Here is a 14,166-nt window from a genome sequence, read left to right as displayed (position 1 = left end):
CGATCCGGGCAGGACATCCAGGACCCGCCGGGGGAAGCTCCGGCGGGTCTTCCATGCCGGGCAGCCTGAAGCGGCCGGTCGTCCCCTGGGGGCGAAGGATAGGGACGGAAGGCCGATACTGCGGGGCGATGGACGAATCCACCGGCCGTTCGCCTCGAAGATACCCTTATGCTGCCTTGTTTTCTCAAGCCTTCGTTTACCGCATCGACGTAGATTCTCGGGATGTGCCATTTCGGCACCGTGAGCGGCAACTGGTATGGCGTATGCTTCCCTTTCCCGGCGGGTTCTCGCCTCGCTGATGATCACGACGATGCTGGCGAGCTGTTCCGCCGAAGGCCTCGTGCCGCCGGCGAGCGTCGACGGCGAGACCCGCGTCAGCTCGATCGGGCCGATGTCCGAGCCTTCCGCGTCGCAGCAGCCCTACCAGGCGCCGGTGGCCCCCGTGTCGCAGGCCGGTGGCGGCTATGTCGATCCCTATGCCGCAGATCTGCCCGTCCAATCGGCTCCCCTGGAGAATGCTCCCGCAGCTGCGTCCACCGCACGGGCGGGCGAACTGCCGATGATCGACAGCGACGAGGCGATGCCGCTCTCTTCAGCCGGAAGCGCGGGGCAGGTCATCCCCGAGGAGGGCGTCAACATGGATGCCCAGTTCGGCTTCGTCGACGGCGGCGGGGCTCAGGTGACGGGGCTAGCGCAGGAGCAGGACCAGATGATCGCCGAGGGCGCGACGGCGCAGCCCGTGGTCGACGGCATCGGAACCGACAATCCGGTGGCGCTCGGCTCTAATGCCGGAATGCCTTCTCCACAGAACGACCAGATGATCAGCATTCCGCCGAAGCGGCAGGGCGCCGGGATGCAGGACGGGCAGGGCGGCGGCAACCTCGTATGGGGCGACCACTCGCCGGTCGTGGCGCGGACGCGGCTGCCGCCGCAGGAGCCGCAGCAGGTTTCGATGCTGGCGCCCGACAATCCGATGAGCGAGCGGCAGCCGATCCGGCCACGGACGGTCATGCCGCAGTCGGAGGTAAGCTGCCGGGCCGAGCTTCGCCGGCTCGGGGTTCAGTTCCGCGACATTCCGCCCATCCACGACGGTCCGAGTTGCGGCATCGAGCATCCCGTACTGCTCAGCGGGTTTTCCGGCAACATCGCCCTGAAGCCGGCGACTAAGCTCAACTGCCAGACGACGCTTGCGCTGGCGAAGTGGGTGAAGTTCGAACTCGCCCCATCCTCTCGCTACCGCTACCTTTCCGGCGTGAAGACCATCGAGTCCATGGGCGGCTATTCCTGCCGGCGGATGAACAACAGCCGGCAGAAGCGCAACCCCATGTCGGAGCATGCGCGCGGCAACGCCATCGACCTTGGCAAGTTCGTGCTGAAGAACGGCAAGCGGATCGACGTGCGCAAGAAGAACATCTTCGCCTTCCGGGAGCGCGGCCTGCTGAACACCGTCCGCGACGACAGCTGCAAGTATTTCCATACGGTCCTGGGTCCCGGCAGCAACAAGGAGCACTGGAACCACTTCCACTTCGATCTGCGCGCCCGCAGGTCCGGATCGAAATACTGCGACTAGCGGATGCCGCGGCGGTCGGTGTTGCGCAATAGGTGATCAGGCGTACCGCCTGCCGCCGAACCCGCTTGTCACCGGGGGCGCAAGGTGCCAAGGACAGTGCCGCAGTGAAACCCAGGCCGCGTCGCGGCAGCATTTCCGGTCACACCGATGCCTCCTTTTTCCGAACTTCTTCCCTTCGTCGTGGCTCTTGCCGCAGCGGGAGCGCTTGCAGGCCTTCTGGCCGGCATGTTCGGGATCGGAGGCGGCGCCGTCCTGGTGCCGATCTTCTTTCACGTCTTCGGTATTCTCGGCGTGCCGGAGGAGGTGCGCATGCAACTGTCGCTCGGCACCTCGCTCGCGATCATCGTGCCGACGTCGATCCGCTCCTTCATGGCGCATCGGAAGCGCGGGGCGGTCGATACGGCGCTGCTGAAGGGGTGGATCATCGCCGTGCCGCTTGGTACGCTCGCCGCAGCCTATGTCGCGGCGAGGGCGTCGAGCGCCGAACTGCGGGCGATCTTTGCGATCATCGCCCTGGCGCTGGCCTTCCGGATGATCTTCAACCGGGCAAGCTGGCGGCTGGGAACCGACCTTCCCGGCAGGCCGGCGCGGTTTGCCGTGGGAACGGGCATCGGAATCCTGTCCGGGCTGATGGGGATCGGCGGCGGCGTGCTCAACAATACATTCATGACCCTCTACGGACGCCCGATCCACCAGGCCGTGGCGACCTCGTCGGGGGTCGGCGTGCTGATCTCGCTGCCGGGGCTCGCCGGTTATGTCTGGGGCGGCTTGGGCGTTTACGGCCTGCCGCCGTTTTCGACCGGTTACATCAACTGGCTCGCAGTCGCCCTGCTGATCCCGATCACGCTGTCGCTGGCACCGCTCGGCGCGCAGCTCGCCCATGCCATGTCGAAGCGGCAGCTGGAGATCGGCTTCGGGATCTTCCTGATCCTCGTTTCGCTGCAGTTCTTCGCGACGATCATCGTGTAAGGCACGCCGGCGTTTCGTCGAGATTGGTCCGCCATCGTGAACGCAATGTTCTTCTATCGGGGATGGTTTCAGGGCGAGTGATGCCTATATTGGCGCCACTTCCCGCAAACACATTTCGCAAAAGAACTCCGCATGGCTCCCATCGTATCCATCCGTAACCTGGCCAAAACCTATGGCAACGGGTTTCAGGCGCTGAAGGGCGTGAACCTGGACATCGGGAAGGGCGAGATCCTTGCGCTTCTCGGGCCGAACGGTGCGGGCAAGACGACGCTGATCTCGATCGTCTGCGGTCTCGTCAATCCAAGCGACGGCCAGGTGCTGGTCGGCGGCCACGATGTGGTGCGCGACTTCCGCCGGACACGGGCGATGATCGGCCTGGTGCCGCAGGAACTCACGACGGACCAGTTCGAGACGGTCTGGAACACGGTGACCTTCTCTCGCGGGCTGCATGGCAAGAAGGCCGATCCGGCGAGGATCGAAGCCATCCTCAGGGATCTTTCGCTATGGGAGAAGCGCGAGAACATGCTGCGCGAACTCTCCGGCGGGATGAAGCGCCGCGTGCTGATCGCCAAGGCGCTGGCGCACGAGCCGGAAATCCTCTTCCTCGACGAGCCGACGGCCGGTGTCGATGTCAACCTGCGGCGGGAGATGTGGCAGGTGGTGGAGCGGCTGCGCAAGGACGGCGTCACCATCATCCTCACCACGCATTACATCGAAGAGGCCGAGGAGATCGCCGACCGGGTGGGGGTCATCAACGGCGGCGAGCTGCTGCTGGTGGAGGACAAGACGGCGCTGATGAGGAAGCTCGGGCGCAAGGAATTGCGGCTGGAGCTTGCCGAGCCACTTGGAGCACTGCCGCCGGGGCTCGATTCCTACAATGTAGCACTCGCCGAGGACGGCGGCGCGCTGATCTACGAGTACCAGGGCGAAGCGGAGCAGGGGCGCATTGCGACCCTTCTGGGATCGCTCGCGGCGCAGGGTATCGAATTCCGCGATCTGTCCACCCGGCAGAGCTCGCTGGAGGACATCTTCGTGGAACTGGTGGGGCAGAGAGCATGAATTACGAAGCGATCAAATCCATCTACCTGTTCGAGATGGCGCGGATGCGCCGCACGCTGCTGCAAAGCGTCGTCTCGCCGGTCATCACCACCTCGCTCTACTTCATCGTCTTCGGCACGGCCATCGGCTCGCGCATCCAGGAGGTGGACGGCGTTTCCTACGGCTCCTTCATCACCCCTGGCCTGATCATGCTGACATTGCTGACGCAGTGCATCGGCAACGGCTCGATCGGCATCTACTTCCCGAAGTTCACGGGGACCATCTACGAAATCCTGTCGGCGCCCATCGCGATGACCGAGATCCTGATCGGCTATGTGGGAGCCGCGGCCAGCAAGGGGCTGATCATCGGGCTGATCATCCTCGCCACGGCCTCGTTCTTCGTCGACATCTCGATCGCCCATCCGGTGATGATGGTGGTCTTCCTGGTGCTGACGGCCATCACCTTCAGCCTCGCCGGCTTCATCATCGGCATCTGGGCGAAGAACTTCGAACAGCTCAACATCGTGCCCATGCTGGTGGTGCCGCCGCTGACCTTCCTCGGCGGGAGCTTCTACTCGATCGACATGCTGCCGCCGTTCTGGCAGGCGGTGAGCCACTTCAATCCGGTGCTCTACCTCGTTAGCGGTTTCCGTTGGAGCTTCTACGAAATCGCCGACGTCAATCCGCTGATCAGCCTCGCCATGATCGGGCTGTTCCTGACGCTCTGCCTGACGCTGGTCGCGTGGATATTCAGGACGGGCTACCGCCTGCGGAACTGAGGGTTGTCCTTCGTGATCATGAGAGCGTGATCACGGAGGCGCGAGAATGCCCGTTTGCCGCAGCAGAGACGTCTTGCTCCGGAGCGCTGCGACGACCAACCGGGGCGCCTTCGTCGTGTCGGTGGTGATGCTCGGGTGGCTGGAGAAGATCATGGCCAGGACCTAGGCCGCGCCGGCAAACAGCCGAGCAAGATCTGACCTCCGCGACCCTCAGAGCATGCTGACGCGGACCAGGAACACGAAGACGACGAGCATCGACACCAGCGCCAGCATGGTGATCGCCTGGGCGACGCCTATGGTGACGGCTCCGAACACGACAAGAGCGGCGGCAACGAGGGTGAGGAGGAGAAGAAGGATCTTTGTAGACATGGCCGGCTTATAGCCCATCCGGCAAAGTTGACAAAACGACGTTCTGACGCAGGCGCCAGGACTGTATCACTCCTTCAGAGGAGAGGCGTCAGTCGCGCAGACGCAGTTCGTCGGTCTGCATCTGGACCGAATCCAGCGTGGAAAGGAAGGTCATGCCGAGAAGGCTCTGGTCCAGCCGGCCTTCCTCGGCAACCATGGCACGCAGGTCGCGACGCACGATCGGGCCGATCACAATCTCGGCCAGCCGCACCGGGGCAGCGGTGGCCCGGCCATTGGCTGTCGAAACGGTCACGGAATAGGCAAGGCTTCGCGGGTCGAGGCCGATCCGTTCGGCATCGTCGTAGGACAGGACCACGGCGCTGGCGCCGGTATCCACGAGCATCGGGACCGGATGGCCGTTCACGCTCACCGTCGTCTGGAAATGTCCGCGGGTGCCGCGATGGATGACGACTTCGGTGATGCCGTCCCGGCTGCTGACCTCCACCGCGCTTCCCGGAACAAGGCCGGCGGAAAGGCGGGCGCCGATCTGCTGCAGGTCGTAGCGATAGAGGTAGCCGGCGACGAGGCCGAGGATGATGACGAGCCAGACGGCGATGTAGCGCAGGATCTGGCCAAGGTTGCCCCGGCGTCCGGCGAGCAGGCCGGCCGAGAGCAAGCCGGCGATCGGCACGAGGTAGATCATCCGGCCGAAATCCTCGTTCGCCATGCCGAAGGTCTGGCCGCTGTCGTGGTTGACGAGGAGAAGGGCAAGGCCCGCACCCAGAACGAGAAGGACGAAGGTGAGACCGTTCACGGGAGCGCCCGCTCCCGCGCCAGCCGCTGGCGCTTCGTTTCGCGGCGGGGCTTCCGCTCGACCGTATCGATCCGTGCAGGCAGAATTTCCATCAGCGCCAGCCGCTCCCCCTCGCTGAACTTCATCCAGCCCGCGATTTCGTCGCGGGTGCGTCCACAGCCGAAGCAGTAGCCGGTCTTGTCGTCGATGGAGCAGACGAGGATGCAGGGCGAGATCATGGCTGACATATCGGCGGTTCAGGCGATGAGTGCAAGGGAGGCGAGAAACACGATCTCGCTGGCCTGCTGCGTGGCGCCGATCGTATCGCCGGTGTGGCCGCCGATCTTCCTTGTCGCAAGCCGGGTGACACCGAGAGCGGCAAGCGCTGCAAGGGCGCCGGCAAGGAGGACAGGGACGGGAGAGACCGCCGGCAGCAGGAGGAGCAGCGCGAGGAGGGCCGCGCTGGTGAGGGCGAAGGTGCGGGAAGCCGCGGCCGGCCTGCCGGCGGCGACTGCCACCCCGTTAGGGCGCGCCGACGGCAACGCCGCCCAATGCCAGACCATCAGGCCTCGGCTGATTGCCGCCGCAGCCATCAATCCCAGGGCCGGAAGTGCAGCCTTTCCTTCGGCGAGGGCGGCGAGGGCCGCCGTCCGCAGGGCGAGGGACAGGATGAGGGCGATGACGCCATAGCTTCCGGCACGGCTGTCCTTCATGATCGACAGCGCATGCTCCCGATCCCTGCCACCGCCGAAACCGTCGGCCGCATCGGCAAGGCCGTCCTCATGCAATGCGCCGGTGAGGATCGTCAGCACCGTGAGCGCGACGACCACCGGCAAGAGAGGATCCGCGTCCATTTGCAGCAACAGCGCGAGCACGAGCGCCGGCCCGGCGGCGATCAGAACGCCTGCGGCCGGAAAGGCCCGCACGGCACGGCTGACGGAGCCGTCATGCCCCTCGAAAAAACGGGCAGGCACCGGCAGACGGCTGAGAAAGCCGAGCGAGCGGGCAAGGTCGGTGAGGAATTCCTTCGCGTTTGGCAGTTGTCCCTCCGTGCCTGCCCGATTATGAGAGCACCAAAGCCTGATTTGCCGGCAAAGACAAGCAGCCGGCCGAGGACGAAAGAGAGCATCCCCATGAGCGTGAGCGGCCTGCCATTCGACGACTTCCGGACCCTGCTGCAGAACCTGCCGGGTCCGGACTCCCGCACACTGGTCGCTGCCCGCGAGCGGGACGCGCAGCTGACGAAGCCGCCGGGCTCGCTCGGACGGCTGGAGGAGATCGCCATGTGGCTGGCGGCGTGGACGGGGCGTCCCCCGGCGGTGACACGCCCGCTGGTGGCGATCTTTGCCGGCAATCACGGCGTGACGAAGCACGGCATCACGCCCTTCCCGCCGTCGGTCACGCAGCAGATGGTGGAGAATTTCGCCGCCGGCGGCGCGGCGATCAACCAGATCTGTGTCACCTACGACCTGGGGCTCAAGATCTTCGATCTCGCGCTCGACTATCCGACCGGCGACATCACCTGCGAGGCGGCGCTTTCGGAGCGCGATTGCGCCGCGACCATGGCCTTCGGCATGGAGGCGATCGCCGGCGGCACCGATCTTCTCTGCGTCGGCGAAATGGGTATCGGCAATACGACGATCGCGGCGGCCATCAACCTTGCCCTGTACGGCGGGGAGGCCGAGGACTGGGTGGGACCGGGGACCGGCTCGCACGGCGTCCAGATGGAGCGGAAGGTGCAGGCGGTGAAGACGGCGGTGGAGTTCCACAAGGACCACCTCAAGGACCCGCTCGAAGTGCTGCGGCGATTGGGCGGCCGCGAGATCGCGGCTATCGCCGGCGCGATCCTCGCCGCGCGGATGGAGAAGATTCCGGTGCTGCTCGACGGCTATGTGGTGACGGCCGCGGCATCGATCCTGAAGGCGGCCAATCCATCGGCGCTCGACCATTGCCTGATCGGCCATGTCTCGGCCGAGCCGGGTCACCTGAAGGCGGTCGAGAAGCTTGGCAAGACGCCACTCCTGGCGCTCGGCATGCGGCTCGGCGAAGGCACCGGCGCGGCGCTCGCAGCCGGCATCGTGAAGGCCGCCGCCGCCTGCCATTCCGGCATGGCCACCTTCGCCCAGGCGGGCGTGAACGCGGGGCACTGATCTTGGAGAAGGCACCACAGAAGAGCGGGATCAGGAAGGCGAGCGGGCCGCGGCGCGTGCTCGCCGCAACCCGCTATTCCCTGCAGGGCCTGGCACGGGTCTGGCAGGAAGAGGCATTCCGAACAGAGGTGGTCGCCTTCGTCCTCGGACTGCTGCTCTTCCTGTTGATCGGCGTGCAGCCCGTCCACTACCTGATCTTCATCATCCTGATGCTGCTTCTCTTCTGCGTCGAGGCTCTGAACACGGCGATCGAGGAACTGGTGGACCGCATCTCGCCGGAAATTTCGACTGTCGGCCGGCATGCCAAGGACCTGGGTTCCTTCGCAGTCTTCTGCCTGTTGTGTGCAAACGGCTTGTTCGTGCTGTGGTGCCTGTACGACCGACTTCTTGGCTAAGTCACCGACGCACGGAATGGGGCATCTTGACCCTTCGTTATCTTTGGTTGTATTCATTTGTCAATACAACCGGGAGGGGTCGATATGTTGGGTATGCTCAGGGGACGATGGCTGGCGGATCGGGAGACGCGGCAGAGGGATCAGCATGCGGTTCTGCTGGCGCTGATCGGCATGATCGGGGCTGTCGTCACCGGAGTGTGCCTCGTCTTGTCCCAGTTCAGGGGCGTGGCCGGCGCCGTGGGTCTTGGCGGACTTATTCTTTTTGCGGCGTCGGCCGCAGGCGCGTCGCTGGGGTTCCTGTTTTCGGTACCGAGAGTGCTCTCCACCGGCACGGCAGCAGCTAACGCCGGCGCAGGAGAGGGCGCGAAAGCGGCGGCGAACAGCCGGCTTCTGGGCTCGAACACCAATCTCGAGCGGATCTCCGAATGGCTGACAACCATGATCGTCGGCGTCGGCCTGAGCCAGGTTACCTCCATCGGCGCACATCTGCGATCCTTCACCGGCTTTCTTGAAGCGGAGAGTTCCAAGAGCCTGGCGGCGGCAGGACCGTTCATTCTGATTGTCGGGCTCGTGTCGGGCTTCGTCTTTCTCTACCTCTACACCAGACTGTATCTCTCCCCGCTCTTCCTGCACGTCGAGAAACTGATGAGCCGGGTCGGTGACGAGGAGCTTCCGGTCGATACCGCCGAGATCCGCTCCATCGCCAAGGAGCTCGCGGGGAAGAATGGAGGCTCCGTGATGAGCTATATCGCCAATGTCGACAGGATATCCCTCGACCAGACCATGCATGTGCTGAATGCTTTGTTGTACGAGGAGGATGGCTACCGCCGCGTGCTGGAGATTGGCGAGAACCTGGAGGACACGGTTGCCTCCCAGATGGCGCGTTACTGGTATCTGATGGCGGCGGCCAACGGCCAGCGGCACCATCAGCTGCTGTTGAACGAGGCACCGAAGGCACAGCTCGCAGAGGTGCGCCGGGCCGTTCTGAACGCAGCGCGCAGGGCCGTGGATCTCGATCCCGGATACCGGCGTCATCTGGCGGCGCTGACGAGGGAGAACGAGCGGGACGACGACCTGCAGGACTTCGCACAGGACAGGGATTTCCTGCGGATCGTCCGGTAGGACATTCAGGCAAACGACCTGCGGCGCCGCTCCACCGGGGCGGCGTCCTCGACGGCCGGAAGGCTTTGCAGGACGCGGGTGGCGGGGAGGATGGCGATCGCCTCCGTTCCCTCGCGCAGTTTAGAGCGCAGCACGAACTGGCCGTCGTGCTTGGCCAGGATCGCCTGGACGATTGGCAGGCCGAGCCCGGTGCCCTGTTCGGCGCTCTTGATGGCGATCGAGCCCTGGCCGAAGGCGGAGAGCACGATCGGGATCTCTTCCTCCGGTATACCGGGACCGTTGTCCTTCACCGCGACATATTGGCCGCCGCCGGCGGTCCAGCCAACCTTCACGGTGATCTCCCCGCCCTGGGTGGTGAACTTCACGGCGTTGGACAGCAGGTTGAGGATGACCTGGCGGATGGCCTTCTCGTCGGCCCATATCTGCGGCAGGGTGGGCTCGAACTGCTCGTGGATCGCGATGTTCTTGGCACTCGCCCGCAACTGGACCATGCCGATACAGTCCTCGGCGATGTCGAGAAGGGAGAGAGCCTCCTCATTGAGTTCATAGCGCCCGGCCTCGATGCGGGACAGGTCGAGGATCTCGTTGATCAGGTTCAGAAGGTGCTCGCCGGAGCGGTGGATGTCGGCTGCATACTCCCGGTAGGTCGGGTTGGGGAGAGGGCCCAGCAGTTCCGAATTCATGACCTCGGAGAAGCCCAGGATGGCGTTCAGAGGCGTGCGCAACTCATGCGACATGGAAGCCAGGAAACGCGATTTTGCGAGATTGGCGTCCTCGGCGCGGCGGCGGGCCTCGTCGGACATGGACTTCGCCACCTCCAGTTCGGCGATCAGGTCGTCCTTTTCCCACTGATAGGACATCAGCGTGAGGTTGGAACGGTATTGACGCTCGGAGATGTAGTGAAAGAACACGACTGCGACGGCGCACATGGCCGTCATGCCGATATCGAGCGGATGGCGGGAGACGAAGGCGGCCACGAGCAGGGTGCCCACCAGCGGCAGGAAGCCGAACAGCACGCCCTGGCGGAGCATCACGCCGTTCATGGCGCTGATGGAGATGGCCACGAGAAGCGCCATGCCCTGATAGAAATAATAGCCATCCCCGGTGCAGGCGGGGCAATCCTGAATGGCGAACACCGCCCAGGCGCCGCCGACCAGGAACTGGCCGATCAGAAGCCGGCGCCGCCACTTGCCAGTGTCGGCCGCCGTGATCTCCACCCGACTGGCGCGGCGTGCGATCAGCACGTTGATGGCATGAACGCTGAGGGCGAGCAGGGCCCAGCCGAAAAGGTTTGCGACGGGGTTGACGTAGAGGCCGACGGCCGTGACCACGGCCACGAACAGGGGCGTGACCAGGGCGCTCTGGAGAACCGCCTTGATGTGGATCGCCAGCACGTCGCGATCGAAGACCGGCGCGCTGCCGCCGCTGGCCTGCAGGCGTTCCCGGGTCGCGCGGACGGTCTTCGACACCGCCTTGTTGCGGTGACTGCGAGACAGGTCGACGATGTTCTTGTCCGCCGAGGCGCTGGCGCCGTTACTCATGACCACTGGATAGATTTCCCCGATGGTTGTGAGCCTAGGGCGCAAACCTTAAGAAGATCCTGCCGGGCAAGGTTTTGTTTGCCATTTCTCTGAAGGCTCTGTTGTTGATTAAGGCGGGATCGTGACGCGAATAATTCGGAAGGTGAGGGATGCCGGGCTTTTCCTCGCACTGATTTTTCTCGGCGCCCTCATCGCCGCCCGGCTCGAAGACAGCGCCGCCGTGTCTATCTCCGGGCCGTTCGTGGCAGTCGACGGGGACACGCTGGCGGCGGGTGCGGAGCGATTGCGGCTCGAAGGGCTTGATGCTCCGGAGGCGCGGCAGACCTGCGAAGACGGTAGCGGCCGGAACTGGCGGTGCGGGGAAGAGGCACGGGCGACGCTGGAGCGCCTTACTTCCGCCGCTTCCGTCGTGTGCTCCGGATCGGAACGGGACCGCTACGGACGGCTGCTCGTGCGGTGTCGTAACGGCGGGCTAGATATAAACGCGGAATTGGTGAAGGCCGGCATGGCGGTCGCCTCGGGCGACTATTCGTCGGAAGAGGCCGAAGCGCGCAGTGGCGGCGAGGGTCTTTGGACAGGTGAATTCGAGCGTCCGCGCGACTGGCGCGTGCGGCATGGAATGATGGACGATCCGAGCGCGGCGGAGGGTTTCCTGGCATGGCTGAAAGGATGGTTCGGGCGAAACTGATCGAAGGGCACGGCGACGGCCTGGAGGAACTGCGGGCGGCGATCGCCTCCTGCCGTCTCTGTCTCGACGCTCCTGCCCGCGGTCCGGTCGACCGGCTGCCGCACGAACCGCGGCCGGTGGCGGTGTTGTCGCGCAAGGCGCGCATCCTGATCGCGGGGCAGGCTCCCGGTCTCCGCGTCCACGAAAGCGGGCTGCCGTTCAACGACGCCTCCGGAGATCGCCTTCGTGCGTGGCTCGGGGTCGGCCGGGAGGAGTTCTACGACCCCGACCGTTTTGCAATCGTGCCGATGGGCTTCTGCTTTCCCGGCTATGACGAGAAAGGCAGCGACCTGCCGCCGCGCCGGGAATGCGCGCCGCTCTGGCGGCGGGCCGTCATCGACGCAATGCCGCAGATCGAACTGGTGCTGGCGATCGGCCAGTATGCGCAGGCCTGGCATCTGGGGACGAGGCGAAGCAAGGGAATGACGGAGACCGTCCGCAACTGGCGGGACTATTTTCTTGTGAACCAGGGGCCGCGAATCCTGCCGCTGCCGCACCCGAGCTGGCGCAATACCGGCTGGCTGAAGCGCAATCCCTGGTTCGAGGCGGATGTGCTGCCGGTCCTGAAACGGCATGTGGAAATCCTAACGCGTTAAAACAAAATTCGCCGGTATGTGCTGAAATGAGCTATAGCGGAGAATATCATTCCGAAAGGCTCTCTGATGGACCGTCTTGACCGTAAAATCCTGCGTATCCTCCAGGAAGATTCCACCCTGGCCGTCGCCGACCTCGCAAAGAAGGTGGGCCTGTCCACCACGCCCTGCTGGCGCCGCATCCAGAGGATGGAAGAGGAAGGCGTCATCCGCCGGCGCGTGGCGCTGCTCGACCCGGTCAAGGTGAACACAAAGGTCACCGTCTTCGTCTCCATCCGCACGGCGAGCCATTCCATCGAGTGGCTGAAGCGCTTCTCCGAAGTGGTGGTCGACTTCCCGGAGGTCGTGGAGTTCTACCGGATGAGCGGCGACGTGGACTACCTGCTGCGGGTCGTGGTGCCGGATATCGCCGCCTATGACGCCTTCTACAAGCGGCTGATCGCGCGCATCGAGATCCGCGACGTCTCCTCCGCCTTCGCGATGGAGCAGATCAAGTACACGACGGAACTGCCGCTGGACTACATGGTGCTCGACCAGAAGTCCGGCGAGGACTGAGCCTATTTCAGGCGGGCGAGACTTCTCGCTCATCAGTTCGCGCACGGCGTCCTTGCCGATCCAGCGTGCGGTCCTGTCATCACTCGCCGCGAGCTTCTTGGCCAGGACGAGCGCCGGAGCATGGCAGGCGCGGTTGCGCTTGCCGATATTGCGCAAGGCCCAGTTCACGGCCTTCCTGACGAAGTTGCGCGGGTCCGTCGCGTGCGCCTCGATCAACGGCAGATAGGCGAGCAGTCTTTCATCCGGCTCCTGCTTTTTACGTACGGTCGCGCCGGCGATCATCGCGAAGGCGGTGCGGCGTACATATTCGCGTTCGTCCGCGGCGAACTGCGCGATCAATTCCGGCCAGAAGGACGTCTGCGTGAAAAGGTCGGCGGCGGTGTCTACGATTTCCCAGGAATTGAAGCCTGCCGCCCAGGCACTGGCCTCCTCCCTCGTCAGCCGGTGCGGATCGGCAGTGAGGATCGCAGCCATGCGGGCATCGCGCAGCCCAGTCTGCCAGAGCTGGAGCGCGCGTTCATGGTTGCGCTTCACCTGACGGGCAACCGAGCGCATCTGCGGGGTCGTGATCCCGAGCGCGGTGGAGGTGTCGATGCCGAAGCGGGCCATGCCGGCGATGCTTGCCTCGTTGCGGAGCGACTTCAGATGCCGGACGATGTCATCCGCGCCGGAGCCGGGCCCGAGCGTCATTTTTCCAGCCGGGCGAGCAGCGAGGACGTGTCCCAGCGATTGCCGCCCATGGACTGCACGTCGCCGTAGAACTGGTCGACCAGGGCAGTGACGGGGAGCTTGGCGCCGTTGCGGCGCGCCTCGGCCAGCACGATGCCGAGATCCTTGCGCATCCAGTCGACGGCGAAACCGAAGTCGTACCTGCCCTGATCCATGGTCTTGTGACGGTTCTCCATCTGCCAGGAGCCGGCGGCCCCCTTGGAGATGACTTCGACAACCTTTTCAATGTCGAGACCGGCCTTCTTGCCAAAATGGATCCCTTCCGCAAGGCCCTGGACGAGGCCGGCGATGCAGATCTGGTTGATCATCTTGGTGAGTTGGCCGGCGCCGACCGGCCCCATCAGTCCCACCATGCGGGCATAGGCCTCGATGATGGGTTTGGCGCGGTCGAACACGTCCTGGTCGCCGCCGCACATGACCGTCAGGACGCCGTTTTCCGCGCCGGCCTGGCCGCCGGAGACGGGTGCGTCGATGAAGTCGATGCCCCTGTCCTTCGCGGCATCGTAGGGTTCGCGGGCAACCTCCGCGCTGGCGGTGGTATTGTCGATCAGCACGGCGCCTGCCTTCATGCCGGCAATCGCGCCGGTTTCCCCGAGCGTGACGGAGCGGAGGTCGTCATCATTGCCGACGCAGGTGAAGACGAAGTCGGCATCGCGGGCGGCGTCGGCCGGCGTGGTGGCGGATCGCCCGCCATGTTTATTCACCCATTCCTCGGCCTTGGCGGAGGTGCGGTTGTAGACTGCGACGTCGTGGCCGCCTTTCTCCTTCAGGTGGCCCGCCATCGGGAACCCCATCACACCCAATCCGATGAATGCCACCTTCGCCATGTCTTCCTCCTGCTTGTTCCTCACACAGAC

16 protein-coding genes and 1 pseudogene are annotated in these 14,166 nt (G+C 64.7%); 10 read left to right on the top strand and 7 right to left on the bottom strand.

The window, feature by feature from the left end; translation table 11 throughout:
- Window positions 1-256 precede the first annotated feature (256 nt).
- The 4 genes from RTCK_RS14510 (at window position 257) to RTCK_RS14495 (ending at window position 4,356) form a co-directional block, all read left to right on the top strand.
- Entirely contained in the window at window positions 257-1,570 is a 1,314-nt protein-coding gene (locus tag RTCK_RS14510) for an extensin-like domain-containing protein (protein ID WP_142593320.1), read from the top strand.
- 147 nt (window positions 1,571-1,717) lie between these two features.
- On the top strand, window positions 1,718-2,539 hold the full coding sequence (locus RTCK_RS14505) for a sulfite exporter TauE/SafE family protein (RefSeq protein ID WP_142520531.1): 822 nt from the start codon (window positions 1,718-1,720) through the stop codon (window positions 2,537-2,539).
- A 132-nt stretch (window positions 2,540-2,671) separates the two neighbouring features.
- Window positions 2,672-3,598 (top strand): ABC transporter ATP-binding protein, encoded by a 927-nt coding sequence (locus tag RTCK_RS14500; protein ID WP_142593319.1) that lies wholly within the window; start codon window positions 2,672-2,674, stop codon window positions 3,596-3,598.
- Entirely contained in the window at window positions 3,595-4,356 is a 762-nt protein-coding gene (locus tag RTCK_RS14495) for an ABC transporter permease (protein WP_142520533.1), read from the top strand. Before RTCK_RS14500 ends, RTCK_RS14495 begins: the two co-directional genes overlap by 4 nt.
- A 210-nt stretch (window positions 4,357-4,566) precedes the next feature.
- Here RTCK_RS14495 and RTCK_RS14490 read toward each other — a convergent pair whose 3' ends face one another.
- From RTCK_RS14490 to cobS, 4 genes are all read right to left on the bottom strand, one after another.
- Entirely contained in the window at window positions 4,567-4,725 is a 159-nt protein-coding gene (locus tag RTCK_RS14490) for a hypothetical protein (RefSeq protein WP_185928019.1), read from the bottom strand.
- An 88-nt stretch (window positions 4,726-4,813) separates the two neighbouring features.
- Window positions 4,814-5,518 (bottom strand): retropepsin-like aspartic protease family protein, encoded by a 705-nt coding sequence (locus RTCK_RS14485; protein WP_142593318.1) that lies wholly within the window; start codon window positions 5,516-5,518, stop codon window positions 4,814-4,816.
- Window positions 5,515-5,736, bottom strand: coding sequence for a DUF1289 domain-containing protein (locus tag RTCK_RS14480; protein WP_142522851.1), 222 nt, complete (start codon window positions 5,734-5,736; stop codon window positions 5,515-5,517). Before RTCK_RS14480 ends, RTCK_RS14485 begins: the two co-directional genes overlap by 4 nt.
- A gap of 18 nt (window positions 5,737-5,754) precedes the next feature.
- Window positions 5,755-6,537, bottom strand: a complete 783-nt coding sequence (cobS, locus tag RTCK_RS14475; RefSeq protein ID WP_142593433.1) for an adenosylcobinamide-GDP ribazoletransferase — start codon at window positions 6,535-6,537, stop codon at window positions 5,755-5,757.
- Between the two features lie 93 nt (window positions 6,538-6,630).
- Here cobS and cobT point away from each other — a divergent pair, with 93 nt between their 5' ends.
- The 3 genes from cobT to RTCK_RS14460 all read left to right on the top strand — a co-directional run bounded on the left by cobT (window position 6,631) and on the right by RTCK_RS14460 (window position 9,164).
- Window positions 6,631-7,647 carry a nicotinate-nucleotide--dimethylbenzimidazole phosphoribosyltransferase gene (gene cobT / locus RTCK_RS14470; protein ID WP_142593317.1) on the top strand — a complete coding sequence of 339 codons (1,017 nt, stop codon included), beginning with the start codon at window positions 6,631-6,633 and terminating at the stop codon, window positions 7,645-7,647.
- Between the two features lie 2 nt (window positions 7,648-7,649).
- Complete coding sequence (locus RTCK_RS14465) at window positions 7,650-8,042, top strand: diacylglycerol kinase (RefSeq protein ID WP_142593316.1); 393 nt, start codon at window positions 7,650-7,652, stop codon at window positions 8,040-8,042.
- 84 nt (window positions 8,043-8,126) lie between these two features.
- Entirely contained in the window at window positions 8,127-9,164 is a 1,038-nt protein-coding gene (locus RTCK_RS14460) for a hypothetical protein (protein ID WP_142593315.1), read from the top strand.
- Between the two features lie 5 nt (window positions 9,165-9,169).
- Here the strand turns inward: RTCK_RS14460 and RTCK_RS14455 are convergent, their stop codons facing one another.
- Entirely contained in the window at window positions 9,170-10,705 is a 1,536-nt protein-coding gene (locus RTCK_RS14455) for a sensor histidine kinase (protein ID WP_142593432.1), read from the bottom strand.
- A gap of 121 nt (window positions 10,706-10,826) precedes the next feature.
- Between RTCK_RS14455 and RTCK_RS14450 the strand changes: the two genes are divergently transcribed.
- The 3 genes from RTCK_RS14450 to RTCK_RS14440 all read left to right on the top strand — a co-directional run bounded on the left by RTCK_RS14450 (window position 10,827) and on the right by RTCK_RS14440 (window position 12,580).
- Entirely contained in the window at window positions 10,827-11,393 is a 567-nt protein-coding gene (locus RTCK_RS14450) for a thermonuclease family protein (RefSeq protein ID WP_142593314.1), read from the top strand.
- Window positions 11,363-12,028 carry a uracil-DNA glycosylase family protein gene (locus RTCK_RS14445; protein ID WP_235988701.1) on the top strand — a complete coding sequence of 222 codons (666 nt, stop codon included), beginning with the start codon at window positions 11,363-11,365 and terminating at the stop codon, window positions 12,026-12,028. Before RTCK_RS14450 ends, RTCK_RS14445 begins: the two co-directional genes overlap by 31 nt.
- 66 nt (window positions 12,029-12,094) lie before the next feature.
- On the top strand, window positions 12,095-12,580 hold the full coding sequence (locus tag RTCK_RS14440; protein WP_142593313.1) for an Lrp/AsnC family transcriptional regulator: 486 nt from the start codon (window positions 12,095-12,097) through the stop codon (window positions 12,578-12,580).
- Window positions 12,581-12,582: 2 nt separating this feature from the next.
- Here the strand turns inward: RTCK_RS14440 and RTCK_RS14435 are convergent.
- Both RTCK_RS14435 and RTCK_RS14430 read right to left on the bottom strand, forming a co-directional pair.
- A pseudogene (locus RTCK_RS14435) lies at window positions 12,583-13,270 on the bottom strand (DNA alkylation repair protein).
- On the bottom strand, window positions 13,267-14,136 hold the full coding sequence (locus tag RTCK_RS14430) for an NAD(P)-dependent oxidoreductase (RefSeq protein ID WP_142593312.1): 870 nt from the start codon (window positions 14,134-14,136) through the stop codon (window positions 13,267-13,269). The pseudogene RTCK_RS14435 and the gene RTCK_RS14430 overlap by 4 nt, the downstream one beginning before the upstream one ends.
- Window positions 14,137-14,166 lie beyond the last annotated feature (30 nt).

The sequence above is a fragment of the Pseudorhizobium endolithicum genome (assembly GCF_902153245.2).
In the GTDB taxonomy this organism is placed as follows: Bacteria; Pseudomonadota; Alphaproteobacteria; order Rhizobiales; family Rhizobiaceae; genus Neorhizobium; species Neorhizobium endolithicum.
The sequence above is the reverse complement of the archived record's forward strand: the minus strand, read 5'-3'. Positions and strand labels throughout refer to the sequence as shown.

Excerpts from the sequence above, each read along its gene's own strand:
- RTCK_RS14510 (WP_142593320.1), top strand. The coding sequence starts at position 257 with ATGGCGTATGCTTCCCTTTCCCGGCGGGTTCTCGCCTCGCTGATGATC.
- RTCK_RS14505 (WP_142520531.1), top strand. The coding sequence starts at position 1,718 with ATGCCTCCTTTTTCCGAACTTCTTCCCTTCGTCGTGGCTCTTGCCGCA.
- RTCK_RS14500 (WP_142593319.1), top strand. The coding sequence starts at position 2,672 with ATGGCTCCCATCGTATCCATCCGTAACCTGGCCAAAACCTATGGCAAC.
- RTCK_RS14495 (WP_142520533.1), top strand. The coding sequence starts at position 3,595 with ATGAATTACGAAGCGATCAAATCCATCTACCTGTTCGAGATGGCGCGG.
- RTCK_RS14490 (WP_185928019.1), bottom strand. The coding sequence starts at position 4,725 with ATGTCTACAAAGATCCTTCTTCTCCTCCTCACCCTCGTTGCCGCCGCT.
- RTCK_RS14480 (WP_142522851.1), bottom strand. The coding sequence starts at position 5,736 with ATGATCTCGCCCTGCATCCTCGTCTGCTCCATCGACGACAAGACCGGC.
- cobT (WP_142593317.1), top strand. The coding sequence starts at position 6,631 with ATGAGCGTGAGCGGCCTGCCATTCGACGACTTCCGGACCCTGCTGCAG.
- RTCK_RS14460 (WP_142593315.1), top strand. The coding sequence starts at position 8,127 with ATGTTGGGTATGCTCAGGGGACGATGGCTGGCGGATCGGGAGACGCGG.
- RTCK_RS14455 (WP_142593432.1), bottom strand. The coding sequence starts at position 10,705 with ATGAGTAACGGCGCCAGCGCCTCGGCGGACAAGAACATCGTCGACCTG.
- RTCK_RS14445 (WP_235988701.1), top strand. The coding sequence starts at position 11,363 with ATGGCTGAAAGGATGGTTCGGGCGAAACTGATCGAAGGGCACGGCGAC.
- RTCK_RS14440 (WP_142593313.1), top strand. The coding sequence starts at position 12,095 with ATGGACCGTCTTGACCGTAAAATCCTGCGTATCCTCCAGGAAGATTCC.
- RTCK_RS14430 (WP_142593312.1), bottom strand. The coding sequence starts at position 14,136 with ATGGCGAAGGTGGCATTCATCGGATTGGGTGTGATGGGGTTCCCGATG.